The sequence below is a fragment of the Wolbachia endosymbiont (group A) of Pherbina coryleti genome (assembly GCF_964026875.1).
GTDB classification, from domain to species: domain Bacteria; phylum Pseudomonadota; class Alphaproteobacteria; order Rickettsiales; family Anaplasmataceae; genus Wolbachia; species Wolbachia pipientis.
This window is the reverse complement of the sequence record NZ_OZ034706.1, coordinates 1,244,924-1,271,037: the sequence shown is the minus strand read 5'-3', so window position 1 is coordinate 1,271,037 and position 26,114 is coordinate 1,244,924. Positions and strand designations below refer to the sequence as shown.

At 35.5% G+C, this 26,114-nt stretch carries 29 protein-coding genes, 3 tRNA genes and 1 pseudogene; 12 read left to right on the top strand and 21 right to left on the bottom strand.

Features of this window, described 5'->3' with window-relative positions:
• Nucleotides 1–107: 107 nt before the first annotated feature.
• From AAGD87_RS06355 to mnmE, 3 genes are all read right to left on the bottom strand, one after another.
• Entirely contained in the window at nt 108–1,124 is a 1,017-nt protein-coding gene (locus AAGD87_RS06355; protein ID WP_182309632.1) for an NAD(P)/FAD-dependent oxidoreductase, read from the bottom strand.
• A gap of 168 nt (nt 1,125–1,292) precedes the next feature.
• A tRNA-Ser gene (locus AAGD87_RS06350) sits at nt 1,293–1,380 on the bottom strand.
• A 47-nt stretch (nt 1,381–1,427) separates the two neighbouring features.
• Nucleotides 1,428–2,756, bottom strand: a complete 1,329-nt coding sequence (mnmE, locus tag AAGD87_RS06345) for a tRNA uridine-5-carboxymethylaminomethyl(34) synthesis GTPase MnmE (protein WP_264339624.1) — start codon at nt 2,754–2,756, stop codon at nt 1,428–1,430.
• Between the two features lie 222 nt (nt 2,757–2,978).
• On the opposite strand from mnmE, the gene nuoI reads away from it, so the two are divergent.
• Complete coding sequence (nuoI, locus tag AAGD87_RS06340) at nt 2,979–3,461, top strand: NADH-quinone oxidoreductase subunit NuoI (protein WP_041573606.1); 483 nt, start codon at nt 2,979–2,981, stop codon at nt 3,459–3,461.
• Between the two features lie 115 nt (nt 3,462–3,576).
• Nucleotides 3,577–3,768 carry a hypothetical protein gene (locus AAGD87_RS06335; RefSeq protein ID WP_341814668.1) on the top strand — a complete coding sequence of 64 codons (192 nt, stop codon included), beginning with the start codon at nt 3,577–3,579 and terminating at the stop codon, nt 3,766–3,768.
• Nucleotides 3,769–3,795: 27 nt separating this feature from the next.
• Here AAGD87_RS06335 and AAGD87_RS06330 read toward each other — a convergent pair whose 3' ends face one another.
• The 3 genes from AAGD87_RS06330 to AAGD87_RS06320 are packed head-to-tail and all read right to left on the bottom strand — an operon-like array spanning nt 3,796 to nt 4,721.
• The gene (locus tag AAGD87_RS06330; protein WP_338481864.1) at nt 3,796–4,188 is read right to left on the bottom strand and encodes a transposase; all 393 of its coding nucleotides are present in this window, start codon (nt 4,186–4,188) and stop codon (nt 3,796–3,798) included.
• A gap of 19 nt (nt 4,189–4,207) precedes the next feature.
• Nucleotides 4,208–4,408 carry a hypothetical protein gene (locus AAGD87_RS06325; RefSeq protein WP_010082383.1) on the bottom strand — a complete coding sequence of 67 codons (201 nt, stop codon included), beginning with the start codon at nt 4,406–4,408 and terminating at the stop codon, nt 4,208–4,210.
• The gene (locus AAGD87_RS06320) at nt 4,392–4,721 is read right to left on the bottom strand and encodes a transposase (protein ID WP_007548762.1); all 330 of its coding nucleotides are present in this window, start codon (nt 4,719–4,721) and stop codon (nt 4,392–4,394) included. Before AAGD87_RS06320 ends, AAGD87_RS06325 begins: the two co-directional genes overlap by 17 nt.
• 142 nt (nt 4,722–4,863) lie before the next feature.
• Here AAGD87_RS06320 and thrS point away from each other — a divergent pair, with 142 nt between their 5' ends.
• Both thrS and infC read left to right on the top strand, forming a co-directional pair.
• Nucleotides 4,864–6,765, top strand: a complete 1,902-nt coding sequence (gene thrS / locus AAGD87_RS06315) for a threonine--tRNA ligase (RefSeq protein WP_265043322.1) — start codon at nt 4,864–4,866, stop codon at nt 6,763–6,765.
• 12 nt (nt 6,766–6,777) lie between these two features.
• Complete coding sequence (gene infC / locus AAGD87_RS06310; protein WP_151807803.1) at nt 6,778–7,296, top strand: translation initiation factor IF-3; 519 nt, start codon at nt 6,778–6,780, stop codon at nt 7,294–7,296.
• 28 nt (nt 7,297–7,324) lie between these two features.
• Here infC and nuoF read toward each other — a convergent pair whose 3' ends face one another.
• Both nuoF and AAGD87_RS06300 read right to left on the bottom strand, forming a co-directional pair.
• Nucleotides 7,325–8,578: an NADH-quinone oxidoreductase subunit NuoF gene (nuoF, locus tag AAGD87_RS06305; protein ID WP_010962959.1), complete on the bottom strand. Its 1,254-nt coding sequence runs from the start codon at nt 8,576–8,578 to the stop codon at nt 7,325–7,327.
• A gap of 19 nt (nt 8,579–8,597) precedes the next feature.
• Nucleotides 8,598–8,670, bottom strand: a tRNA-Lys gene (locus AAGD87_RS06300).
• A gap of 320 nt (nt 8,671–8,990) precedes the next feature.
• Here AAGD87_RS06300 and AAGD87_RS06295 point away from each other — a divergent pair.
• From AAGD87_RS06295 to AAGD87_RS06280, 4 genes are all read left to right on the top strand, one after another.
• A tRNA-Ala gene (locus AAGD87_RS06295) sits at nt 8,991–9,066 on the top strand.
• 214 nt (nt 9,067–9,280) lie between these two features.
• Nucleotides 9,281–10,756 carry a magnesium transporter MgtE N-terminal domain-containing protein gene (locus AAGD87_RS06290; RefSeq protein WP_341817510.1) on the top strand — a complete coding sequence of 492 codons (1,476 nt, stop codon included), beginning with the start codon at nt 9,281–9,283 and terminating at the stop codon, nt 10,754–10,756.
• A 41-nt stretch (nt 10,757–10,797) separates the two neighbouring features.
• Nucleotides 10,798–11,283, top strand: a complete 486-nt coding sequence (locus tag AAGD87_RS06285; RefSeq protein WP_010082371.1) for a hypothetical protein — start codon at nt 10,798–10,800, stop codon at nt 11,281–11,283.
• Between the two features lie 97 nt (nt 11,284–11,380).
• Nucleotides 11,381–11,620, top strand: coding sequence for a hypothetical protein (locus AAGD87_RS06280; RefSeq protein ID WP_341817509.1), 240 nt, complete (start codon nt 11,381–11,383; stop codon nt 11,618–11,620).
• Nucleotides 11,621–11,695: 75 nt separating this feature from the next.
• Here the strand turns inward: AAGD87_RS06280 and AAGD87_RS06275 are convergent, their stop codons facing one another.
• Nucleotides 11,696–11,818, bottom strand: a complete 123-nt coding sequence (locus AAGD87_RS06275; protein WP_341817508.1) for a hypothetical protein — start codon at nt 11,816–11,818, stop codon at nt 11,696–11,698.
• On the opposite strand from AAGD87_RS06275, the gene AAGD87_RS06270 reads away from it, so the two are divergent.
• Entirely contained in the window at nt 11,817–11,963 is a 147-nt protein-coding gene (locus AAGD87_RS06270; protein WP_341817507.1) for a hypothetical protein, read from the top strand. The two genes, AAGD87_RS06275 and AAGD87_RS06270, sit on opposite strands and share 2 nt — an antisense overlap.
• Before the next feature lie 72 nt (nt 11,964–12,035).
• Here AAGD87_RS06270 and ccmE read toward each other — a convergent pair whose 3' ends face one another.
• The 8 genes from ccmE to AAGD87_RS06230 all read right to left on the bottom strand — a co-directional run bounded on the left by ccmE (nt 12,036) and on the right by AAGD87_RS06230 (nt 19,942).
• A complete protein-coding gene (gene ccmE, locus AAGD87_RS06265; RefSeq protein ID WP_010082373.1) occupies nt 12,036–12,428 on the bottom strand; it encodes a cytochrome c maturation protein CcmE in 393 nt (130 codons plus the stop codon).
• 117 nt (nt 12,429–12,545) lie between these two features.
• Nucleotides 12,546–13,589, bottom strand: coding sequence for a biotin--[acetyl-CoA-carboxylase] ligase (locus AAGD87_RS06260; protein ID WP_341817505.1), 1,044 nt, complete (start codon nt 13,587–13,589; stop codon nt 12,546–12,548).
• A 17-nt stretch (nt 13,590–13,606) separates the two neighbouring features.
• The gene (locus AAGD87_RS06255) at nt 13,607–14,971 is read right to left on the bottom strand and encodes an NADH-quinone oxidoreductase subunit N (protein ID WP_264339641.1); all 1,365 of its coding nucleotides are present in this window, start codon (nt 14,969–14,971) and stop codon (nt 13,607–13,609) included.
• Nucleotides 14,968–16,410, bottom strand: coding sequence for a NuoM family protein (locus tag AAGD87_RS06250; protein ID WP_264339642.1), 1,443 nt, complete (start codon nt 16,408–16,410; stop codon nt 14,968–14,970). Before AAGD87_RS06250 ends, AAGD87_RS06255 begins: the two co-directional genes overlap by 4 nt.
• Before the next feature lie 3 nt (nt 16,411–16,413).
• Nucleotides 16,414–18,261, bottom strand: coding sequence for an NADH-quinone oxidoreductase subunit L (gene nuoL / locus AAGD87_RS06245; RefSeq protein WP_182309334.1), 1,848 nt, complete (start codon nt 18,259–18,261; stop codon nt 16,414–16,416).
• Nucleotides 18,262–18,265: 4 nt separating this feature from the next.
• Nucleotides 18,266–18,574 carry an NADH-quinone oxidoreductase subunit NuoK gene (gene nuoK / locus AAGD87_RS06240; RefSeq protein ID WP_006012916.1) on the bottom strand — a complete coding sequence of 103 codons (309 nt, stop codon included), beginning with the start codon at nt 18,572–18,574 and terminating at the stop codon, nt 18,266–18,268.
• A complete protein-coding gene (locus AAGD87_RS06235) occupies nt 18,565–19,152 on the bottom strand; it encodes an NADH-quinone oxidoreductase subunit J (RefSeq protein ID WP_264339643.1) in 588 nt (195 codons plus the stop codon). The genes nuoK and AAGD87_RS06235 overlap by 10 nt, the downstream gene beginning before the upstream one ends.
• A gap of 73 nt (nt 19,153–19,225) precedes the next feature.
• Nucleotides 19,226–19,942 carry a hypothetical protein gene (locus AAGD87_RS06230; RefSeq protein WP_174515685.1) on the bottom strand — a complete coding sequence of 239 codons (717 nt, stop codon included), beginning with the start codon at nt 19,940–19,942 and terminating at the stop codon, nt 19,226–19,228.
• Between the two features lie 322 nt (nt 19,943–20,264).
• Here AAGD87_RS06230 and AAGD87_RS06225 point away from each other — a divergent pair.
• The 3 genes and pseudogenes from AAGD87_RS06225 to AAGD87_RS06215 all read left to right on the top strand — a co-directional run bounded on the left by AAGD87_RS06225 (nt 20,265) and on the right by AAGD87_RS06215 (nt 23,700).
• Nucleotides 20,265–21,253: pseudogene (locus tag AAGD87_RS06225) on the top strand (IS630 family transposase).
• A 73-nt stretch (nt 21,254–21,326) separates the two neighbouring features.
• Nucleotides 21,327–21,656 carry a hypothetical protein gene (locus tag AAGD87_RS06220; protein WP_246165590.1) on the top strand — a complete coding sequence of 110 codons (330 nt, stop codon included), beginning with the start codon at nt 21,327–21,329 and terminating at the stop codon, nt 21,654–21,656.
• A gap of 127 nt (nt 21,657–21,783) precedes the next feature.
• Nucleotides 21,784–23,700: an ATP-dependent helicase gene (locus AAGD87_RS06215; RefSeq protein ID WP_341817504.1), complete on the top strand. Its 1,917-nt coding sequence runs from the start codon at nt 21,784–21,786 to the stop codon at nt 23,698–23,700.
• A gap of 154 nt (nt 23,701–23,854) precedes the next feature.
• On the opposite strand, the gene AAGD87_RS06210 is transcribed toward AAGD87_RS06215, so the two are convergent.
• The 4 genes from AAGD87_RS06210 to AAGD87_RS06200 all read right to left on the bottom strand — a co-directional run bounded on the left by AAGD87_RS06210 (nt 23,855) and on the right by AAGD87_RS06200 (nt 26,107).
• On the bottom strand, nt 23,855–24,067 hold the full coding sequence (locus AAGD87_RS06210; protein WP_065094389.1) for a hypothetical protein: 213 nt from the start codon (nt 24,065–24,067) through the stop codon (nt 23,855–23,857).
• A gap of 162 nt (nt 24,068–24,229) precedes the next feature.
• Complete coding sequence (locus tag AAGD87_RS07910; RefSeq protein WP_238513961.1) at nt 24,230–24,466, bottom strand: hypothetical protein; 237 nt, start codon at nt 24,464–24,466, stop codon at nt 24,230–24,232.
• A 179-nt stretch (nt 24,467–24,645) separates the two neighbouring features.
• Complete coding sequence (locus AAGD87_RS06205) at nt 24,646–24,849, bottom strand: IS5 family transposase (RefSeq protein WP_007549940.1); 204 nt, start codon at nt 24,847–24,849, stop codon at nt 24,646–24,648.
• 91 nt (nt 24,850–24,940) lie between these two features.
• Nucleotides 24,941–26,107, bottom strand: coding sequence for an aspartate kinase (locus AAGD87_RS06200; RefSeq protein WP_341817503.1), 1,167 nt, complete (start codon nt 26,105–26,107; stop codon nt 24,941–24,943).
• Between the last annotated feature and the right edge of the window lie 7 nt (nt 26,108–26,114).

The window sequence follows — 26,114 nt, the reverse complement described above, 5'->3', positions numbered from 1 at the left end:
GAACATAAGACGCCGATACATTAAGTAATCCTTACCTTTTAATCTGCAGATTGGCGAAAGCAAATACAATAGCTTCAGTTTCATGATAAGGGAGCTGGCAAGGTTTGTCAAGGAAGTTTTTCTTTCCCGTGAATTCCCTTTGAAGTTGAATATTGAAAATTGACTGGAGAGTTGTGGATTACTTTGTATATGTCATAACAAGCCATGGCGCTCTCAGCAAAACCATTTAGTATTAATTTTAGTTTGCCTGAATAAATAGCTATATCTCCGATTGCATATATCCTATCTCTACTGGTTTTAAGTGTAGCTGGGTCGACAACTATGCGGCTATGTTCTAACTGTATACCCCAATTGTTTATTGGACCAAGATTCATTGACAATCCAAAAAATGGCAGCAAAAAATCAGCGGATATTTCTTTTTCTTCCTTAGAGGCAATGTTTTTTACTATCACTGTGCTCAATTGCCCATTACCTCCTGCTAGTTCGTGTAATTGATATGGCACTACCAGTTCTATTTTTCCATCAATTTCAAGTGATTCTAATTTATTTCTAGTTTCAGGAGTGCAGCGAAATTCCTTTCTCCTATGTATCACATAAATTTTCTTTGCAACTTTAGAAAGTTCTACAGTCCAATCAGCTGCAGAATCACCCCCCCCTGCAATGACTATAGTTTTATCCTGAAAATCAGAAATTTTATTTACACTGTAAAATACAGATTTATTTTCATATTCTAATATACCACTTAAGGGTGGACGGTTAGGTTCAAACATTCCATTACCTGCAGCAACAATAACAGCCTTACATTTTACCTCTGTACCTATGCTCGTTATGATAGTAAAGTTTTCACCTTCGTTATTTGAAATCTTTTCTACTTTTTGACTTAAATGGTAAATAGGCTTAAATGGCGAAGCTTGCTCCATTAGCTGCTCAATTAATTTTTGGGCAGTAATTACAGGATAACCAGGTATATCGTATATTGGCTTTTCTGGGTAAAGAGCTGTGCATTGTCCTCCTGCTTGATCCAAAACATCTATTACATGACATCTCATATCAAGCATTCCCGCTTGAAAAGCAGTGAATATTCCAACAGGTCCTGCACCTATTATTACTATATCGGTTTTCATATTCAGATGGTAATCTATTTATAGATATTAGCTTTCTTCGCTAATAAGGTCAATTTACAAAGGGACGTATTTTTAAAAGATGTGGCTAGATTAGATAAGATTTCCAGCGTTATGAACCACATAGTCCAAATAAGCTCTAAAAATCAGCTAGCATAGCGAGATGCTGTGCGGACGGAATGGGATTCGAACCCATGGTACGCTCATCACGTACGTCAGTTTTCAAGACTGGTGCCTTAAACCGCTCGGCCATCCGTCCATTTCTTTTCTATCACAACATTTGATTTTAAGCAATCTATAAAAGCTTTACTTGCCCACGCAAAAGTTGCTAAACACACTACTCAATATTTCCTCAACATTAATAATTCCAATCACCGCACCAAGTTCAAATGCAGCAAGCCTCAAATCTTCAGATATCAACTCAATTGGATTATCGATATTAAAACGTTGTAAATGTTCCAGTGCTTTCTGCATGTGATTCCTATGTCTTTGCCGAGTGATTACAGGAGTGTCTCTATCATGCCCAAATTTTTCCTCTGCCTTCTCTTTTATGAGAGAGATCAATTTGTTTGTACCTATTCCCTTTAAAATAGAAATAGGTAGAAAATCTATGCCATTAATTTTTATATTGTGATTATTGATAACATCGTCAGCTTTGCTCAATACATAAATAGTATCGCTATTTACAACGTTGCAATTGATATTATGACGCTGTTCAAAAGGAAACAGTTCTATTCTTAAATCAGCTTCAAAAGACCTCTTTTTCGCTCGACTTATACCTTCTGATTCTATTGGATCTGAACTCTCACGAATTCCAGCAGTATCAGAGAGAATGATTGGGTATCCGCCAATGTCAATATGAGCTTCAAGTATATCTCTTGTTGTGCCTGCATATTCAGAAACAATAGCAATATCACGCTTGGCTAAGAAATTAAACAGAGTTGATTTACCGACATTTGGTTTACCAGTTATTACAACATGTAAACCCTCACGCAACCTTTCACCCCGTCTATTATCATTTAAATGCTCTTGTATCAACCGCACAAGAGCTCGCACTTCATTATTAATTTTTTCCAATTCATTTTTTTCTGTCCAAACATCCTCTGGAAAGTCTATATATGCTTCGATTTTGGATTGTATCGTTATTAATCTTTGCCTCCAATTGCTGTATAGTCTCTCCAATTCTCCTGATATCTGCTTAATCGCTTGTTTAGCTTGCATTTTCGTCTCAGCATCAATTAAGTCTGCAATTCCTTCTATTTGAGTTAAGTCAAATTTACCATTTAGAAAAGCCCTAAGTGAGAATTCTCCAGGCCTGGCCATAACGAAAATTTTTGATAATTCCTCCAAGATGATTTTTATGACTGCCTTACTTCCATGCACTTGTAACTCTATAACATTCTCGCCAGTGAAACTGTTTGGAGCAGGGAAATAGATGATTATTCCATTATCTATCAATTGATTGAAATCATCATATAGATCAACTAAAGTAGCAAATCTTGGTTTAATTTCTTTCTTAATATGAAAATGATTTAAAGCTTTAAGCGCATAGTTGCCTGAAATTCTAATTACTGCAACTCCTGACTTACCAAATACGGTCGATAAAGCGAAAATAGTTTCATTTGTGTTTGTCATTATTTATATAAACTACTTAGCAATATTACACTTAAGAAACCAAAATACCTAATTTGAAAATATTCAAAATTTTTATCTATCTTGCTAGTTTATATTAATGCAGTACTATCATACTAGTGAATGTATTATATAGAAAAGCTGTAAAAGTCACCCAGGTGAAAATATTTATTTTGAAAACTGATAATATGATTTATAATGACTGACACAAGTTTTAAATATTTTATGCTCAAGAAATTAGCTTGGTATTGGTCTTTTGCAGAGTTAATCAAAGGGTTTGCTATTACATTGAAATATATGTTCAAACCAAAGGTTACGTTAAGATATCCTATGGAGAAGGGCCCTTTAAGTCCAAGGTTTCGTGGTGAGCATGCGTTGCGTAGGTATCCAAACGGTGAAGAACGGTGCATAGCTTGTAAATTATGCGAAGTTATCTGCCCTGCTCAAGCAATAGTTATTGAAGCAGAGGAAAGAGAAGACGGTAGTCGTCGCACCACACGCTATGATATTGACATGACAAAATGCATATACTGCGGGCTTTGCCAAGAGGCATGTCCAGTTGATGCAATTGTGGAGGGTCCTAACTTTGAATTTGCTACTGAAACGAGAGAGGAGCTAATGTACAATAAAGAAAAGTTATTGCGTAATGGTGAAATTTGGGAAGACGCAATTGCACTCAGGTTAAAAAAGAATAGACCTTATTATTAATGTTCAGAGCTTATAACCCTGTTATCCATTATGATTTAAGGGCAGTGCCCACTAGGGGTGGTGTCATCCAAGTAGCTGATACACAACTGTACGAACATTTGTTTGCGAGGGCAGTATGTTAAATGTTATAGCCTGTTTTGCCTCAAACACAAAGGTGTCATCCCAGTGCTTGACACTGGGGTCCAGGTATAAAAATATTTGCAAATTGTGCAATGGACAACAGATTTTAGGAGCATACGTTAAACTAATTTCCATTATAAAAATAAGATGGATCCCAGTGGGCTTTGTTGCATCGCTCTTCGGATAGTAGGTAACGCACAATAAATTTATGAAGCTATCTCAAATTTAGCCATACCAATATCAGTGAACTTATTGAGCAAATAGCATTTAGTTCCTTCTCTCTATTTGTCTCAGATTTATTCCTAAAACTAAACCCGAATGTTTGTTTCAGTCGCGAGAAAAAACTTTCTATATAAGATCTTTTTCCGTAGTTTGTTTGCCTTTTCCACCTCTTCATTCCATCTTCGCTGCATGATTTTATTAGTCTAATTGCAGCATTTCTCTCAGCCATATAGTCTAACTTTGGATGCTCTGCTGCGTTGTTTTTCGGAGGAATTTTCGTTTTTATACCATATTGATTACACAGCTTATAGAGCTTTTCTCTGTCATATGCCCTATCTGCATATAGTACTTTTATGACATACTGAAAATCGACTTCTTTTAGCAAATCACAAGCTCCATAGTGATCAGCCGTTACTGTATTTTACAGCTATGGCTTTTTTGCTGTTTGTATTCAACATTACATGCAATTTTCTTGTCTGTTCATAGCTGCGATACTTTCTATCTTCGCTATTTTCTTTGCTATGACCAGGAGTGTTGTTGTATATACTAATTCCTGTACTGTCTATAGCAATTTCGATATCTTCCATATTATTTTCTGCAATCATTGATCTTAATATTGAGTTTCTTAAACCTTCTTGATGATTGTGAATAGCTGATAACTTGCAAATTTTTCCCAATTTGCTCAAGGTATCCTGCTATAAACCCAACTGTTTGCCTCAGGCCTATTCTAAATAAACAAGTTATTATGTGCACCAAAATTACAACTTTATCGCTATAAATATTGTTGCCACCTGGTATTTTTGGACCATTCTCGTACCACTTTTCTATGGCTTCGTTGATATAATGAAAAATATTTCCTCTTTTTTCTAGAAATTTGTTATATTCGCTATGGTTACTGACCCTCATTTTTTGTGGCATATTTTTTCTTTCAAGGTTAAATGGCTATTTTATAATGAATTTTGTCAGTAGCCACCAGATTTTTTCAGTTGCTATGCAACAAAGCCATCCCAGTGTCACGCACTGGGATGACAAAGAGAGGGTTAGACAAAAGGGTCGATAAATGATTAGGATTACTTTTTCAGCCGAACAAAAAGTAAAAGAATACAGTGGTAAAGTTACTGGCTTTGATATATTACAACCGGATGTTTTGAAAGAAGCAATTGCCTTTAAGGTAAATGGTGAGTTGCATGATCTCTCACGTGAAATTGAAGCTGATGCAGAGATAGAGGTGATACAACTGAGTGACGAAGTGGGTTTAGATATAATAAGGCATGATGCTGCTCATATAATGGCGCAGGCAGTGAAAGAGCTATTTCCTAATACTCAGATTACTATCGGCCCAACAATTCAGGACGGTTTTTACTATGATTTTGCTACAGATCGTACCTTCACTACGGACGATCTTACCGCAATAGAAAAGAAAATGAAAGAGATTGTAAAAAGTAACCACAGATTTGTTCGAGAAGTTTGGACTCGCAAGCAGTCAGTTGATTTCTTTAGTGGTATAGGCGAAAAATATAAGGTTGATATTATCTCATCCATACCAGAGGGTGAAAACCTAACTGTTTATAGGCAAGGTGATTTTGTTGACCTATGCCGTGGTCCGCACTCACCATCAACCGGTAGAGTTAAAGCGTTTAAACTTATGAAAGTAGCGGGTGCATACTGGCGAGGTGATGCAAAGGGCCCAATGTTGCAGCGAATATATGGCACAGCATGGAGAAATAAGGATGAATTAAACGCTTATCTTGAGTGTCTCAAAGAAGCAGAGAAACGTGATCACCGCAAAATTGCCAAGGATATGGATTTATTTCACATCCAAGAGGAAGCTGTCGGGCAGGTTTTTTGGCATGAACAAGGATATATTTTATATAATGTTCTTGAGTCTTACATCAGAAAGAAGCTAATAAATAATGGCTATTTTGAGGTAAAAACTCCTATTTTAGTAAGCAAAGAGCTGTGGGAAAAATCTGGACATTGGGATAAGTTTCGTGAAAATATGTTTATTGTTGATGAATCTGAAAGCAAAAAGCTAGCAATAAAACCCATGAATTGCCCCTGTCATGTGCAGATTTTTAATTCTCACACCAGAAGCTATCGTGATTTACCGATACGTATGGCAGAATTTGGTACGTGTCATAGGAATGAAAGCTCAGGCTCATTGCACGGACTGATGCGAGTGCGTGGTTTTACGCAAGACGATGCACACATTTTTTGTATGGAAGAACAAGTGAATTCTGAAACTATAAAGTTTTGTGACCTTTTAAAAGAAGTATATTCAGAGCTTGGATTTAATGAAATTTCTGTGAAATTTTCAGACCGTCCAGATATTAGAGCAGGTAATGATGAAGTGTGGGATAGAGCTGAAAAAGCGCTGCTTGAAGCCGTTAAAGAAGCGGGCTTGAGTTATGAACTGAGCCCTGGTGAAGGTGCATTTTATGGTCCAAAGCTAGAGTTTGTTTTGAAAGATGCAATAGGCAGAAGCTGGCAATGTGGAACATTGCAAGTTGATTTCATTTTACCAGAACGTCTGGGAGCTTTTTATATAGGGGCAGATGGGCACAAGCATCACCCTGTCATGTTACATAGGGCAATTCTTGGGACTTTTGAGCGTTTTATCGGAATTTTGATAGAAAATTATGCAGGAAAATTTCCAGTTTGGCTTGCTCCAACGCAACTTGCTATTCTGACCATTACAAATGAAGCTGACGGTTACGCCACAGAAATTAGCAATATTTTAAAAGAACAAGGTGTTAGAGTCAAGACTGATTTGACCAATGAAAAAATTAGTTATAAGATACGTTTGCATAGTTCAAACAAGGTTCCTATATTGTGGATTGTAGGCAAAAATGAAGTTACAAGTAAAACTGTGTCAGTGAGAAATTTAGGATCGGAAAGACAGGAGTCTTTTTCTTTGGAGAAGGCTATTGAATTGTTGTTAAAAAGTATTAATTTGAATTAAGGGAGTTAAAGTTTGCAAGTTAAAAAGAACAATAAAAACAGAATTAATGGATTCATCACAGCTAAGGAGGTACGCTTAGTTGATCACAGTGGTGAAATGATCGGAATCGTGCTAATAGAACGAGCTTTGGAGCTTGCACAGGGTGTTGGTTTAGACTTGGTAGAAATTGCACCTGATTCAACCCCTCCAGTATGTAAAATTCTGGATTATAGCAAGCAAAAGTATGATATAAAAAAGAAAGCAAGTGAAGCAAAAAAGAAACAAAAAACATTAACTATAAAAGAAATTAAACTGGGTCCCAATATTGGTGATCACGATTACGGAACAAAATTGCGTCAAGCAAGAGACTTACTTGCCCACGGACATAAAATTAAAGTCACAATGAGATTTAGAGGGAGAGAGCTTATAAACACTGAAGTTGGACTGGAAAAATTAGAACGGCTAATTCGAGACACTGAAGATATCGCAAAGGTAGAATTGGCACCTAAAAGAGAAGGGAATCAATATTTTTTAGCTCTGGTTGCTAAGTAGCAAAACGGCTTAAGAAGTATAAGTAAAGTTAAATTATCGCTCTCTCTTTGATAACATGGCGAAAATGTCTTATTAATCCTTGAATCGGCCAAGCTGCAGCATCGCCAAGTGCGCAAATTGTATGTCCTTCTATTTGAGTTGTAAGGTCAAGCAGCTTATCTATTTCATCAGGCTTAATATCTCCTGCCACCATCCTCTTCATAATCCTCCACATCCATCCAGTACCTTCACGGCATGGTGTGCATTGTCCACAGGACTCATGCATATAAAAGTGTGATAACCTCTCTATTGCAGCTATTATATCAGTTGATTTATTCATCACTATTACAGCAGCAGTACCAAGCCCTGATTGTGCAGTTCTTAATGAATCAAAATCCATTTCAATAGTATCACATATAGATTTTGGAATTAATGGCACTGAAGACCCACCAGGTATTACAGCAAGTAAATTATCCCAACCTCCTCGCACTCCACCTGCGTATTTTTCAATTAATTCACGTAATGGAATTCCGAGCTCTTCTTCAACATTACACGGGTTGTTTACGTGCCCTGAAATACAAAAGACCTTGGTACCAGTATTATTTGGTTTACCAAGAGATGCAAACCATTCTCCTCCGCGATTCAGAATATCTGGAACCATGGCTATAGTTTCAACGTTGTTTATTGTGGTTGGGCAGCCAAAAAGTCCAACACCTGCGGGAAATGGAGGCTTCATGCGAGGAAAGCCCTTTTTTCCTTCAATTGATTCGAGTTGAGCTGTTTCTTCCCCACATATGTAAGCTCCTGCGCCCCTATGGATAAACACATCAAGATCATAACCTGATTTGCAGGCATTTTTTCCAATTAAACCTTCTTTATAGGCTTCCTCAAGTGCTTTTTTTAGAACTAAATATTCATTATAAAATTCACCCCTGATATAAATATATGCAACTGATGCGCTGATCGCTTTGCCGGCCAGGAGAATTCCCTCAAGTAACTTATGTGGCTCATATCGCAATATATCTCTATCTTTACATGTACCAGGTTCTGACTCATCTGCATTGACTACTAAATATGCTTTTGGGAGATTTTTGGGCATAAAGCTCCACTTAAGGCCGGTGGAAAATCCTGCACCCCCTCGACCTCTCAAACCAGATTTCTTTACTTCATCAATGATCTTTTCTGATCCTAAATCCAGTAATTCCTTTGTTTTTTGCCAGCTACCACGTTTTTTTGCACCCTCAAGTAGTGGAGTTCCTTTACCATTTAGGTTGGTGAATATTTTGTCTTGTTCTTTTAGCATGTTTTTCAAAATTTGTGAGTGATCCCGACGCGATTCGAACGCGTGACCCACTGATTAAAAGTCAGTTGCTCTACCGGCTGAGCTACGGGATCATTTCATTTTTCAGCTATACTAAACATCAATACAGTTTTTATCCGTTTTAATCAAACTAAAATTTTCATGTGTGGTTAAATAAATTATATAATATACTGCGTTAGTGATAATTTAGTTAAAAAATTTTTAAAGGAAAACTTCTTGTTAATTTTCAGTTCACAGATTTATTTGGATGGTGTGACGTATAACGCTAAGGAGACAAAAAAATAGAGAAGTGTGTACACCCTGCAGAATTTGTACACTATTTAGCAATAGCCTAATAGATAAATATTTCTTGCATTTCAGCCTGAGTGATTTATGCTTTAAGCAAGAATTACCTGGGGGTATAGCTCAGCTGGTAGAGCATCTGTTTTGCACGCAGAAGGTCAGCGGTTCGATCCCGCTTGCCTCCACCAGTCTATACAGCTCTAGCCGCCACAAAACCTGTCAAAACAGCTTATTTTAATCTATGAGTGTTTTATACTAGTTTCCTAAAAATCCCTATTTCTTTTCGTCACTTCTCTCTACACAAGTAATGTTTGTTATTATAATTCTAATATATACCAACTTAACAATAAATTAATCAATAAATGTTAGAATAGCTATAATTAAATTTATTAGGTAATACTCATGAGTGGAAAAAAGCATGTTTTTAAGATGATACCTGGAAAAGAGGTGTTTAGAAAAACCCCGACTACAAGGATAAAGTGGCCTGAAGGTAATGATCCTACAATGCCTATTAAAAAAGTTGAGCTTGTATCGCTGGATGATAAAAACGATGTAGTACTAGGCTTATTGCCTATAAAACTTTGCAGCAGTTCTTGCCTAGACAGTTACATATGTCTGGAGGAAGAAAATGAAGGAAATCTGGTAGCCAAAGATTATAAAAGTGATTCTAACTTAGATTATGTAAAAAGTAACCATACATTTGTATATTACGGTAATGAGTTGGCTAAGTTATCATATACAAGAGAGCTTGTGCAGCCTTTCAAAACTATGTGTAGCAGTTCTATTAAATCAAAAAAATTGGAATACAAATATGTAACATGGGAAGATTCAGATACTGGCAACAATAAATATTATTTTTCAGACGAGGCAGGAAATATAATCGATTCACCTGACAATAAGGTATTACAAGACATTATGTTATACTACGGTGAGAGACATATAAGAGATGTGCTACTGTTGCTATCAAACGCGTTTACTAAAGTTTTTATTCAGGGCCTAACAGACGACCAACTAAAAACTCTTACCAATACTCTTAGTAACGAGCAACTGCAAAAAATAATTCCTGAACTGAGCTCAAGCCAACTACAGACCTTAGCAAAGAACTTAACAGATGAACAACTCCAAGCTTTAGTGGATCATCTAACCAATCACCAATTACAAACTCTTGCTCAGGAACTAAATCCAGAAAAGTTACAAATAATTGTTCCTATTTTAAATGATGCTCAGCTTGAAGCTCTAGTTAGAGACTTAAATCCAGAGCAAGTAAAAGAAATTTTACCTCACTTAAAAGTGGATCAGTTCAAAGCACTTATTAAAACTTTAAATGACGAGCAATTTACAGTGCTTGCAAAAGACTTGGCTGAGCACCACTTGACAATACTCTCCAAAGAATTAGAAGGTGATCAGTTGAAAGCTTTAGTAAATAGTCTGCAAGAAGAACAACTGAAAGACTTAGTTAATAAGCTTGATCCTGAGAAACTCGAAGCAATTGCTCAGGATTTAACTGATTCTAATAAGATTCAGATTATCATTAAGTCTTTAGTTGACAACCCAGACAAACTTCAAGCTTTTGCTCGCAATATGTCTAATGAGCAGTTTAAAGAACTTTTGGATAACGTAGGCGCAGAAGAGCTTAAAGACATCATTCACAAACTGCCTTATGAGAAAGTGACAGCTGTGATCGGTGATCTCAGCAATCAAGATCAGTCTAAAGCTATTATTGATGCATTAAAAGGGAAACTTGACGAGCAGAGTAAACAGAACAAGGAAATGATTGAGATGCTCAAGCAAATCAAGGACGATATGCCAGGCATTGCAGAAGCTCCAGATTTTACAATAGTAGAAAACAATAACGATTCAATGCTACTTGTATGGTAGCAATTTATGAAAATCAATTTTTTTATAGGAGGTAACTTATTATGAGTAAAAACAATGTAGAATTATATTTTGGTGACGAGCCTTCAGACCAAAGTAAATTACTAAAACTTGAGAGCCCGGTTTTTACAAAACCAGATTTTGTAAAACCAAGTATAGATTCAGTAAAAATTCAGAATAAAGAAAAAGGTGCTAAGGAGTTAGATTTTGATATAAATCAGCCACTGGAAAAAATACCTATAGCGGAAATGAAGCAAACAGCCGCAGCTATAACATACCTTAAAAAGGTTTATGATGGCTTGATAGACAGTATTAATGAGTATAACACAAGTTTAAGCAGTAACATTACAACTGGCATAGTGGAGCCACTGTCAACAACTATATCAAATATAGGGAACAATACAACTGAAATAAAAAGTCAACTTCAAACTCTTCGAGATGAGCTTCAGGAATTTCGTGATGATCAGCCAGGCATTGCAGAAGCTTCCATATTCCCTCATGCTACTGGCGAAGAGAACGGGTTGCTTTAATAAAAAAGGTAATAGCTTGCTAGCTGTTACTCTTTCCACATACCACTTCAATGTAGCTGAATTGATTTTAAAATTATAATTTTTTATAGGAGTTAGCATGAATAATAGTAAACAAGAAAGCAAAAACGAACTTAAAGTAATAAGCAAAATAGAAGTTATAGCTCTTTTTACAATAATCCGAACAGACCGTAATATGCTACTGGCCTGCTATAGCCATAAACACATATCTTATCGCATTCGGACTATTATAAGAAAGGCTATAACACCAAACCTAAAGGTTATGATGAAACAGTTGCGCGAAATCCAGCGCAGCTTGGTTATGTCCACAAAGCTTTAGATAAATTAATCGCAGAGCTGAACACGAAATTCGTTCCTGAATTGGATGATGTATTGCATAACAATAGCAACTCTATCAGTCAATTATAGCCTTTCTTATAATAGTCCGAATGCGATAAGATATGTGTTTATGGCTATAGCAGGCCAGTAGCATATTACGGTCTGTTCGGATTATTGTAAAAAGAGCTATAAATGACATGCTAACAGAAGAAAGGAGTAAGCTTGACGAGCTAATTACAAAGGTTGGTAATGAAAATAGTGGTTTAGTACAGAGCCTGAATAACTTACAGACAAAAGTAGAGGAATTAGAAAACAATACCATTAATGAACCAGATTGGGGTTAAACTGGAAAGAGTAATAGTCTCTAGGCTGTGACTCTCTCTACATACCGTTTCAATACAGCCAGGTTAAGGAATCTATTTTAAAACTTTCGGCATATAGTTCTCATCATGTTTTGCAAACACTGTATCTGCAAGAAAAGTACTATTATCAAACATTTTACCTTGCACAACAACACCACTTTTTTCTGAAAACATTGGTGGAAGTATTCCCTGATATTTCACCATAACGCTCTTATTAAAATCTGTCATTTGAAAAATCACTTCACTTTCGTTGCGTATCACGCTATTTTCAACAACCATTCCACCAACACGGATTAGTTTTTGACCATTTGGTAAAACTATTGCCTCACTTACTGTATAGAAAAATGAGATATTTTCTTTGAGCGTTGTTAAAATAAAAAAAACTGCACAACTTAAAAAGCAGAAAATTCCTGAAGTTATAAGTAATCGCTTATGTTTCTTCTTCATGATTATCTTTCAGGCTTTCTAGAATTTTTTTACTTTTAGTATAACAAGAAATGGTAAAAATTAGCTCTCCAGCAATCAGCGTGAAACTAATAAGGTAAGCAAAAATTACATATGTATTCATAATGCATTATCAATAAATAACTCACCTGCATCAAAATAAATTAAGCTTCCATCCTTTTGCTGCAACACCAATTTACCACTTTTATCTATATCAGCAAAAATTCCTTCATACAATTTGTCAGCTAACTTTACACTGATTTGCTCATTCATTTTGAATGCTTTTTTTAACCACATTTCTCTTATAGCATAAAACCCATCAAGTAGCCATTGCTTTCTTAGCTTATTAAAATTTATTATTAATTTCTTTAACAGATCTATGTTAGACACAGACTCACCGTAATTGCTAATGCACGTTGTTCCTGGAAGTGGTGCATGACTGACATTAATTCCAGTTCCTATAATGAGCCAATTCGAATTGGATCTTTTTTCAAGCAATATTCCACTTATTTTCTTGCCATCGATTAGAATGTCATTTGGCCATTTATACTGGAGATTTAGACCATTTATAAATGACAGTATAGCATTTCCAACAGCAAGAGCAGTAACAAAAGTCAATTCTGTTAATTTGCTAACTTGATTCATTAAACCTCTTTCTATCATCCCAGTATTTTCCCCAGTGCTTGACACATAACTATGCGAACATTGCAATTTGCAGGTGGTATGTGGTGTCATTCCAGTGCGTGACACTGGAATCCAGTTCTTATTACACAGTTGCCTGATGTGCCCATTTGTAATTAAGTTTTCTGGATCCCAGTGCCAGGCTACTCGGATGACATCATCCTTGGTGGGAATACCACAACGTTTGTACAGTTGTGTGCTTGACCATTCTTCTTGATTTCTAGATTCCAGCGTCACGCGCTGGAATGACACCGAAAGCTGGCTTTCATTCAGATAATCGTTAAAGAGGTTTATTACCAAACTTGCATAAAAATTACCCTCTGGAGAAATCCAGTTTTTTCCGGTGCGCCCCCTGCCTTCTGTTTGTTTATCAGCAACAATAATAGTTTCATTTGATATTCCTTTATCAATTAAATCCAACGCTTCTTTATTAGTGCTTGAAACTTTTTTGTAATGATGAATATGAAAACCCTCAGGGGTCACCTTGTCAGCCCTTTAGTTCAATGAGTGAGTAAAACGTACAAGAAAAGAACGAGGTTGATCAGCGAAGCCACCGAAGTGATAATGAATAGGCCCTTAGAATAAGCAACCTTATTACCACTAGCTTTATCGAAATACATAGCTTTTATAATATTTAGATAATAGTAACACGATACAACACTCGCCACCACAAGGGTCAAAGACAGGCTGATAAAGCCAGAATTTATTAAACTTTTGAATATAAAAAATTTAGCGATAAAACCTGCAAGTGGAGGTATTCCCGACATCGAGAGTAACAGTACAGAAAGATGAAATGCTACAATTGGGCGTTTCTTCCCTATACCAGATAAATTTGCAATATCACAATCGTCATCGTCAATTTGTACAAGATATGAGAATAGCCCTATGCTTGTGATGATATATATCACCAGATACATTAAGGCACTATCTGTTCCTGCTTGTGTAAAAATAGAAAGTGAAGCAAATATAAAACCAATGTGACCAATTGAACTGTAAGCAAGCAGCCTTTTTAAGTTTTGCTGACGTAAGGCCCCAAAAGCTGAGATAAGCACAGACAATGCTGAAACGTATAAGAAAATAGGCTGAACATAACTTTTTACATTTACTAACTCTTCATTCATCAATCGAATTAAAAATGTTACAAGTGCAGCTTTTGGAGCTGTAGAAAAAAACGCAGTTACTATGGTAGGTGCACCTTGATAGACATCTGGAGCCCACATATGAAAAGGAGCAATAGCAAGCTTGAAACACAAACCAATAAGGATAAAAACTAACCCAAAAACTATTCCATAAGTTATCTGATGGCTTTGCAAGAATGAACCGAGCTCAGAGAAATTGACTTGTCCTGTATATCCATAAAGCAGCGACATTCCATATAGCATAATGCAGGAAGATAGTGCACTAAGTGTAAAATATTTCACTCCTGCTTCACATGAATAAGCTGAATCTTTATTAAAGCTCGCAAGAACATACAAAGATATACTCATCAACTCAAAAGCTAAATAAAAAGAAATCAGACTATTTGCTGAAACCAAAGTTATCATGCCAAATAGCGCAAAAAGAATCAGTATTGAAAATTCATATTTATAGTCATATTTTGATAAATTCAGCATCAAAAGTATTAAAATTCCTGTGCTGAGAATTAACCCTTGGGCTGACCTGATGTATAAATTGAGTTTTAACAACGAATTAAAGAGAAAAATTTCATTGTTTTCTGCCGAAATAATTAAAATAATCAAAGTTACCACTGTGCAGCCAAGTGCTAATAAGTTGATAGTTCGGCGGTTAAATATAATTCCAAGCAGTAGCAACACTAACGAGGAGATAATAGAGAACGTTTCCGGCAATATCTGTATATAATTCATAGCGCATTATATTTGACTAACAAATTTGCCATACATGGCTTCAAATAATTCAGTGCAAGGGTTGGGTAGAATCCAAGCAAAATAACAAACACTGCAAGCAGAATTAAGACAGAAAATTCTATGCTATCCAAGCGGTTATTTAATAATTTAGAATAGCTAACCCCCCATATTATTTGCTTACATAAATTCAGCATATAAACTGCGCTTAAAATAGTGCCAAGTGCGATAAATCCTGTAAAAAACCCTATGCTCTTAAACATTCCAACCATAGCCAAAAACTCACCTATGAATCCAGATGTTCCAGGTAGCCCTATTGAAGCCATTGAAAATAAAATGAACATAAAACCAAATTTTGGCATTGTGTTTACTATGCCAAAATATTTTGCAATCTCCAAAGTTCCAGTTCGAGTATATAGCATTCCAACACACAAAAATAAAGCAGCAGAAATAAGGCCATGACTAATCATTTGAAATATGCTACCCAGTACTCCTTCCTCACAAAATGAAAAGAGGCCAGCAGTAACGATCCCCATATGTGCTATTGAAGAATAAGCTATTAACTTCTTTATATCATCTTGAGCAAACGCAACTAGCGAAGCATATATCACCGCAATAATGCTCAGCACAACAACGAAATTTGAAAAATATAAACTTGCCTGAGGAAGCATTGGAATAGAAAACCTTAAAAATCCATATCCTCCCATTTTAATAAGCAAGCCAGCTAAAATCACAGATCCAGAAGTTGGTGATTGTACATGCGCATCAGGAAGCCAAGTGTGAAATGGAAACATCGGTACTTTTATTGCAAAAGAAATAAAAAATGCAATCCACAGCAATGACTGCACTTCAAGATCAAGGCTTGGCACTAATGTAGCTAATTTTTGTATATTAAACGTTCCAAAAATGTTATAGATGTAAACCAATCCAAGTAGAAATAATAATGAGCCAGTTAATGTATAAAGAAACAACTTAAACGTTGCATATACCCTGTGTTTTCCTCCCCAGATGCCAATAATAAAGAACATTGGTATTAAAACAGCTTCAAAAAACACATAAAAGCTTATAGCATTCAGTGAAACGAAAAAACCGACTACAAAACTCTCAAGCAGTAGAAACAATGCCATATAGGCTTTTAGGGTCGTATAACTCATTTTGCAGTTGTAGAGTATACAAATTACAAACAAGAAAGTTGTAAGCAGAAGGAAAAGCAACGATATACCATCTATCCCTATTCCAACATTTCTAATTGGGTAGCTGACAAACTGAAAGTCCGCATTGTTATAATCAAATTCTATACAAACTACAATGCTAAGCAAAAATGGAAGTACAGCAAAAAATAGAGCAAGGAATCTTAGGTGTATAGATTGATGATTAATCCTGATTAAGGATAAAATCAACGCTCCTATCAGTGGAAGCAAGAATATACTAAGTAACAACACCTTCTATTTAATTCCAATAATATATAAAGCACCGATTATTAGAGTAACAAACATAATAAATGCATAATCAAATATATAACCAGTTTGTAACTTTATAGAACTTTTTGAACATTCATTAACCAACCTTACAACACCATTTGGTCCAAATGAATCAATAGCCTTAACATCAAACTTCCATAGAAGCCTAGATATAAACCTTATCGGTGCAATTATAACAAACTCATACACCTCATCAAAGTACCATTTATTCTGCAAAAACTTAAGTAAAAATTTACTCTTAATTTGCCTAATTACTTGATATTGGTAAATTAGGTACGCAAGTGCTATTCCACTTAGGCTTGCTAAGGTTGGCAGTAGTTTTATAAAGAAATTATGAACTCCATGCTCATCAATCATCACTAAACTTGATTTCCAAAACGCATTACTAGTTATGTTCAAAATATTTGCTCCCCATATTCCAGAAAATACTGATCCAAAAGCGAGTATCAGTAATGGTATAAGCATAATCTTTGGTGCCTCATGTATATTAATTTTACTTTGTTTTTGGCTGTGGAACACAAGAAGCAATAACCTCCAAGAGTAAAACGCTGTGAAGAATGCAACAACTAAGCTTATTACAAAAGCAAAGCTATCCGTGCTATAAGCATGTTCAATTATCAAATCCTTTGAATAAAAACCTGCAAATGGGAATATCCCAGAAAGCGCAAGAGATCCAATCCACATGAGAGCGTAAGTGCAAGGGATTTTCTTCCAGCAATTTCCCATTTTCTGAATGTTTTGCTCATGATGCATTGCATGAATCACATTGCCAGCACCAAGAAATAGTAGAGCTTTAAAAAAAGCGTGTGTCATTAAATGAAAAATAGCAACATTGTAAGCAGAAAGCCCACATGCCATGAACATATAACCAAGTTGACTGCAGGTTGAATAAGCAATTATTTTCTTTATATCGTTCTGAGTAATTGCAACGGTGGCTGCAAAAAAAGCAGTGAGTGCTCCAACGATAACTATTAATTCTCGTGCCACATTTGATAACTCAAACAATGGAGAACACTTTGCTACTAAAAATATACCTGCTGTTACCATCGTTGCTGCGTGAATAAGTGCAGAAACAGGAGTTGGCCCTTCCATTGCATCTGGCAACCAAACATGTAAACCAAGCTGTGCAGATTTACCCATACAGCCAATAAAAAGTAATATGCATATTATATGAGTTACTTTGAATTCACAGCAGAATGCCCTAATGTTCTGCGTGCCAAGAAGATCAGTTGTGTCGAAAACTTCAGTAAAATTCAAAGAGTGAAATGTATAATAAATAAGAAAGATTCCAATCAATAGTGCAAAGTCTCCTACCCTATTCACAACAAATGCTTTAATTGCTGCATTATTTGCAGAATATTTTTGGAACCAAAATCCTATGAGTAAATAAGAACATAGGCCAACCCCTTCCCAGCCAAAAAAAAGCTGCACGAAATTATCGCTTACAACCAGCACAATCATGCAAAACGTAAATAGCGATAGGTAAGAAAAAAACCTCGACTTCCCCTTATCATGCTCCATATAACCGATAGAGTAGAGATGTACTACCAGTGAAACGGTGGTAATAACAATAAGCATTAAGGATGAGAGAGCATCCACACTAATTGCCCAATTTACTTTTAAGATGCTCAATGAAAACAAAGGAAATAAACTCAAGTGATAATTTTCAGAGAAGGTGAGAAAAACATACCAAGATAAAACTGCAGATATTCCAATCCCTGCCGTTGTAACTAACTGACTTTTTCTAAAAAGTGCTGCAAATAGCGAACCAAAAAGTGGCAAAAATACTATTAATTTCAGTATATACGTCATACTTTTATTCTTTCATTAAGTTCGCTTGTTCAACGTCTATATTGCCACGGCTTCTATAATATACAACCAATATTGCAAGCCCAACTCCTGACTCTGCTGCCGCAACAGTCAACACAAACATCACAAAAATTTGCCCAACTATATCATTCATAAAGGCAGAAAAAGCAACTAAGTTGATATTAATTGCCAGCAATAATATTTCTATTGATAACAATATATTGATTATGCTCTTACGGTTGATGAAAATACCGCACACTCCAATAGTGAACAAAACAGCAGCAACTATCAGAAAATGATTTAATCCTATTTCCATTCTACTCCTTTTCCAAATTTAGCCTTAATCAATTTTACAGATGAAGATTGCGTCAATTGCTTTAACACATTCTGTTTTTTAACTCCTTTTTTCTTATCCTGCAAAGTAAGAGCAATTGCACCGACAATTGCAACAAGCAGCAAAATTCCAGAAAGATGAAAAGCATACATATAGTCAGTATATAGCAAATTACCAATAGCTTTCACGTTATTAGTATTATAGTTTATAACATTGCTTATATTCGGTGCTGAGCTGCGGATTACAAAGCTGATGATTAGAAAAAACACAACACATAATATAGCACCAAGAGTGAAATGCTTTGCAAAACCCTGGCGCAACCTTATGTAGTCAATATCGAGCATCATAACTACAAAGAGGAATAACACTGCAACTGCACCGATGTATACTATCAGTACCATCATAGCAATGAATTCAGCTCCAAGAAGAATGAAAAGCACTGCAGAGTTAACGAAGGTGAAAATTAAAAATAATACTGCATGCACAGGATTTCTTACGCTAATCACGCATACAGCAGATAAAATGCTTAGAATTGCAAAAAAATAAAAGAAAAAAGGCATTGATACTTTAACTGCAACAATAGTTACTAATTTAAAGTGACTATTGTTGTAAAGTCAATACTAAATGCCTACCTTATGGATGAACTTGCGATTGTGATTTTAAACACTCAGGAGTAAGGACATTCTTAATCACAGTACCTATGCTCATATGGCGATCCTTTTGCCTTTCTTCACTGACCTTTTCACAAGATTTTCCAATACCATAACCCACCAGTGCACCAACAACAGTGGCTGCAATAAATACTGCAACAGCAACAATAGCAGGAGCTAAAGTGGCAGCTCCTGCAAGGTATGCTATAGCTGCTCCAATAATTGCACCACCACTTAAAGCACAACAAGTTCTACAAGCGTTTGGCTTGCTTTTAGGATTTGAAATCTCTTCTATTATTTTAAGTTTTTCTGCTACTAAATCACTACCTTGTTGTTTTTCTTCATCATTTAACTTACCAAATTTATATAAAATCTTTGAAGTGCATTCTAAGTATTGTCCAACAGATTGCACATGTTCTTTTAGTGCATCTATTGTTACTCCTTCATTAAAGTGTTCTCTCAAAGTATCATGATCAAGACGATCAAGTTCCCACATAAATGAAGTATGTATCTCATTGATTTGCTTAATAAATTCCTCAAAGGGCTCCTTTATTTGTTCAACATAATAACTTATTATGTCAGTCGTTTTTTTAACTGATTCAACATTATGGATTCTTAAATTTTCCACAGATGTTAAAGACGTAATAACTATCCGTTCTTCAAGTGAAAGTTTTCTTTGCTCATCAGAATTAGTAGGCATATTTTCTCCTATTTACTATACTTAACATACAATAATTTTAACTAATATTTTCACAATTGTCAAATTTAGGCGTCCATTTTTCTCAAAGTTCAAAGTACACAACAAAAACTTTACAGAGTGCAAGTAGTAAAATTCTTGACAACTTTAATTTATTAATGCATAATATATGTATATTAATAATCAGCGGTAGCTCAAAATGTACAACATATTTGGTTATTTCAAAAGCAACAATAGTTCTAATACCAATTCCCGCTACACAAGTAACGGATAGACAATAATAGAAAAAAAGCCATACTGAAGTAAGTAAAGTAGCGAGGTTTAAATGGCATTAAGATCAAAATTATTGGATGAAAAAGTGGTGGAATCAGCAAAAGAAATGCTGAAGAAAGTAAGAAATAACGCATATGTTGCAAAAAAACTAAATGCTGTAATTGCAGCAAAAAATCACAGTATAACAGCCGTAGCAAAGATATGCTGCATTTCAAGAAAGGCACTTACTGCATGACCTAAAATTTGGCAGAGAAGAAAAATTATTTGCTCCGCCTCAACGCCGTAGAAAAACTATATTGAATCAAAGTCAACGTGAACAAGTTGAGGTGTGGATAGAGGAAAACCCCAATATTACTATAAAAGAAATGAAAATAAGAATTCAAGAAAAGTTTGGTTTGAATATCAGCAAATCTACAGTACACCGTAATATGCAAAGAATGAAATTCTCATATATCACACCAAGACCAGTGCATAACGGACAAGATAAAAGTAAACAAGAGGAATTTAAAAAAAAATCTTAATGAAACTATTGTCATGTATCCTGAAAAAGAGCTATTTTTCTTCGATGAATCGCGGTTTGGCACACATTCAAAGATTGGACACGGGTGGTTTAAAAAAGGCATTAGGACACAGGTTAAGGTAAAACTAGGTAGGCAAAATTTTTATCTCTATAGTGCAGTTAATCCCAGAAATGGAGAAAGTTCTAGCTCAAACGTCAATACTGATTGTATGAATATATTCCTTGAGCAGATGTCACAATATTTAGGAACAAGGGAGGCATTTCTTATCATGGATTGTGCTAGTTGGCATAAGTCAAAAAATTTAAAAGTACCTAAAAATATCGACATTATATACCTACCACCATACTCACCTGACCTCAATCCTGTTGAGAGGTTTTGGTTATATATAAAACAGAACATTTTGCGTAACAAAATCTACGACACAATTGCTTTGCTTGAGAGCGCTTTGTGCAAATTTATTACCTCTCTTTCTCACTCCACAATTAAAAAACTCTGCAATGCCGCTTATTTGATTCACTAGTAATGAGAATTGGTATAACGCACAAAGTAGCAGACTAGATGGAGAAAGTTATCAATATACCACAAGAGACTATATGACAATTTACTTTAATAACACACTAGCAAGTTTCAGTAGATCATTGAGAGAATTTAAAGAAAAAGCGTATGGATTTATGTATGATATCGGAACTTGGTTGAAAGAAACATATGAAAATCTCACTGAACGACCTGCAACGCATAATCGCTATACCCCAAAAGAAAAACCCCTTGTTGAAGTTGAAGAAATAGAAATGAAGGAACTAAACCGTACATATAAGCCATTCCAAACTCCACTTATCCACCCAACAAGCAGAAGTTCTGGTGCCAATACCTCAAATCAAGTTGTTGTTACTCGACATACACCTGAAACTACTAAAACAAAATAGATGTAAAACCTACGTTTAAATATGTAGTACTTGAGTGAAGCATTCTTTAACTGTTCTATTCAATAAAACCTTTACAATATTTCAATCATAGGTTTAACTTTACGAAGTTATAATCTATAGGGCTACGATGAACGATTATCTCTCACTGCTAAATCCAGAACAACAATCAGCTGTAACTAACATAGATGGACCGGTTTTAATATTGGCAGGAGCCGGAACCGGAAAAACAAGAACGATTACTTCAAGAATAGCACACATAATTAGAAATGGTCACGCTTATTCTGATGAAATATTAGCTGTTACATTCACAAATAAAGCAGCAAATGAGATGGTATCAAGGGTACTTGAGCTAACGGGCAAAAACATACCATGGCTTGGCACTTTCCATGCAATTGCAGCAAAAATTTTGCGCCTGCACGCAGAAATTGTGGGCTTAAACCCCAATTTTACAATCATTGGTGTGGATGACCAATTACAGGTAATAAAAAATATTATCAATGAAATAAGCCCTGATTACCTATCAGAAAAATGTAAGACCATTATAAATATTATTCAGCAATGGAAAGAGAAGTGCTTATTGCCATCTGAAGTGGAAGATATTCAATCATTTAGGCCAGTGTACGTAACTGCACTCAAAGTCTATCACCAGTATCAGGAAAGGTTGAGATTCCTTAACTCTGTCGATTTTGGTGACTTATTGCTATATAACATACAACTCTTTAATCAAAAGACCGAAGTTCTGTCCTACTACCAAAACAAGTTTAAATATGTCATGGTAGATGAATATCAAGATACAAATGCGATACAATATCTTTGGCTAAAATACCTTGCAAAAGAGCACTCAAATATTTGCTGTGTAGGAGATGATGACCAGTCGATATATAGTTGGCGTGGTGCAGAAGTTGAAAATATTTTGAAGTTTTCTGATGATTTTAAAAATGCAAAAACCGTTAAACTAGAGTGTAACTACAGGTCAACATCCCACATACTTGCAACTGCGTCATATGTTATCAATCACAATAAGACTCGCTTAGAAAAAAAATTGTGGACAACAAACATTGAAGGGGAAAAGGTAAATCTAATAAAATTATGGGACGGAAAAGCTGAAGCAAGGTTCATAAGCGAACAGATATTAAAGCTCAATAAATACAGATTTAGTGACATTGCAGTGCTGGTAAGGGCCACTTTTCAAACTAGAGTTCTCGAAGAGTATTTTATAAAATATTCAATTCCCTACAAGATTATAAGTGGCGTAAAATTCTACGAACGTCAGGAAGTCAGGGATATAATTGCATATTTAAGACTCGTTACAAACAATAACGATGACTTAGCTTTCGAAAGGATTGTAAACCGGCCAAAAAGAAGCATAGGAGCTACAACTCTAAAGAAAATATACACGACTGCTCAGGATAACAAAATTTCTTTTTTTGAGGCAGCAAAAATATTAGTTAATAGTAATCAAGTAACCGAAAGAATTAAACTCTCACTAAATGATTTTTTAAATAAAATTAAAGCTTGGGAAGAAATAGTAAGCGTAAAACCACTGCATGAATTCGTTAAAATCGTAGCAAACCAATCAGGGTATATTGAAATGCTTGAAAATGACGAGGTAACAGGCTTAGCACGAATAGAAAATGTCAAGGAGCTCATCTCATCTTTAAAAAATTTCGATAATGCCACAACTTTCTTGGAGCACATAAGTTTGGTGATGGAAGTGGATAATATGAATAACGATGACACCGTATATGTTATGACTCTTCATGCAGCCAAAGGACTTGAATTCCCGTGCGTGTTTCTACCTGGTTGGGAAGAGGGATTATTTCCTCATCAAAGATCTTTTGATGACAAAAGTGGTAAAGCTTTAGAAGAAGAAAGGAGACTCGCATATGTTGGCATAACCAGAGCCAAAGAAAGGTTAATCATTTCATGTGCAGATAGGAGGGAAATTAACAACCAGTGGCAACCGATGCGCACTTCTCGGTTCATTAAAGAATTGCCAAGAGAAAATGTTGAGGTAATTAAAAGCAACATTGCCTACTGTTGAAGCTATAATTGCAGATAAACATATCTTACAAATCTGAATTACTTTAACTATATGTTTCTCCTGGCAAAAATTCTGTAACCGTTCACACTTAATTCTTCAATCTCATACCAATTTCTATTACATAACAAACAAATAGACAATAGAAGTGAGAAGGTTATACTAAGGCAGTATAATGATGGAGTTTTGGAATGGCATTGGTATCAGGTTGCAATTTTAGCTTACATTGTGCCAATCTTTCTTCAATTGCTGCTCGCATAAATTCTGCCTGTCTTTTAGTTCTGCAGTGCACTATCGCATCATCCACATATCTTTCAAATGGTACTGTTGGGTGATTTTGTTTCATCCATATATCAAATGCATGGTGCATAAATATGTTTGAAATGATTGGGCTTATTGAACCTCCTTGCGGAACTCCTTTTTTCCCTAACTACCTTACTGCCATCTGCTTGCTGAATAGGGGATTTCATCCACCTTTCAACATACAGTATGACCCATTTGCAGTCTGTGTGCTTCTTGATAGCCTGCAGTGCTAAATTGTGGTCCAGATTGTCGAAAAATCCTGTAACATCAACAGCTTTCTTGGTAATCGTATCCTGTCTCCAATAAACAGCGGTTTTGCTATGTATCCTTGATCAGCAAAAAACTTACGTAAAGTTGGAGCCTTGTATTTAGCTTGAGTGAAAAGATTTAGAGCACCATCACGATCTTGAACACTTGCACTATGAACATCAGCCGCAATAATTAAGCCCACTGTATCTACAACAATATGACGTTTTCTACCCTTTATTTTTTTTTCAGCATCATATCCTCTGGATCCCCTTTTTGAGTGGTTTTTACTGATTGACTGTCAATTATTCCTACTGAAGGTGTTTCATTTTTACCAAACATTTTTCTTACCTCTTTTACTAGCATATTATGTATTTTTTCCAATTTGCCATTACTACGTCACCTGAGAAAATAGTCATACACCGTCTTCCATGGAGGAAAATCTTTCGGCAGCATTCTCCATTGACAACCACCTCTCATTATATACCTTATTGCATTAATAATTGTTCTGATATTGTGCTTTCTTGGCCTCCCTATCTTTCCTTGTGCAACATGTGGCTCCAAAATTTCCCATTCCTTATCACTTATATCACTTGGATACAATTTTCCCTCCTATTTTTTACTTACACTATCATATTTTTTTCCTCATTCCTTTTCAAGACATACTCTTAGACAACTGGACGTCAAGCCTATCCTAGTGCTGCATATCAAGCTCATACTCAGTATGTAAATCTTTGACTAAAGCTACAGCGCATTCTTTTTGAACAATTATACTGATTTTGATTTCAGATGTTGTGATAGCAAGTATTTCTATCTTTTTTTCGCTTAAAACCTTGAGTGTGCGGTGCATCACTTCAGTGTTAGACATAACACCAATACCAATTATTGAAATTTTAGCTACATTATCGTTTATAGCATAATTTTCATTCTTATTCAGTAACTTTTCCATTAAATCAATATCAAATTTGGAGATAACAAAACTTGACCCATGTATCATATCAATTTTAACGTTTGCTCCTGCTATATCTCTTAAAGTACGCAAGTTATTTGCAAGGTTAGTGAAAGTTACAAGAGCTTCATTAGTGCTATAAGTTATTCCAGTAATTAAGTATCTCTCTAGTACATCCCTTTTGTGTAGCACTGTGGTGCCTTCTACTTCCTTAAAAGTGGATAGCACTTGCACTTTAATGTTATGTTTCATTGCAAGTTGTACTGAACGATTATGCAGTATTTTAGCACCAGATGACGACATTTCCAACATTTCATCGTAAGAGATAAATTTGAGCTTGCGTGCCTTTGGAACAATTCTCGGGTCTGCTGTATATATTCCATCAATATCAGTAAAAATTTCGCAAATTCTAACACCAAAGGCTACCGCGAAGGCAACTGCTGATATATCAGAGCCTCCTCTTCCAAAAGTAGTGATTCTATCATCATTTATACCCTGAAAACCAGCAATGATCGCAGCAGTATAACCCTCAGCAAAAGATCTTTTCACACGGTCAATCTTTATTGTTTTTATTTTAGACTCAGAATAAAAATCATCAGTTACAATTGGTAACTGCCAGGCAAGCCACGATTTAGCATTAACTCCGATCGATTGGAGAGTGATAGCTAATAGACCGCAAGAGATTTGTTCTCCTGCTGAAAGCATAACGTCATACTCTGATAACTCTTGTCTGCAACTTAAATTTGAGATTTGCCTAGCCTGAAAAGCCATTTGGTCAGTAAATCCTACAACAGCAGATACAACAACGATTACATTACAACCTTTCTCAATATCGTTTTTTATCAAATTTGCAACTCGGTTTAAATCAGTTAGCGAAGTCCCACCAAATTTTTTTATGATTATTTTGTCCATAGTTACA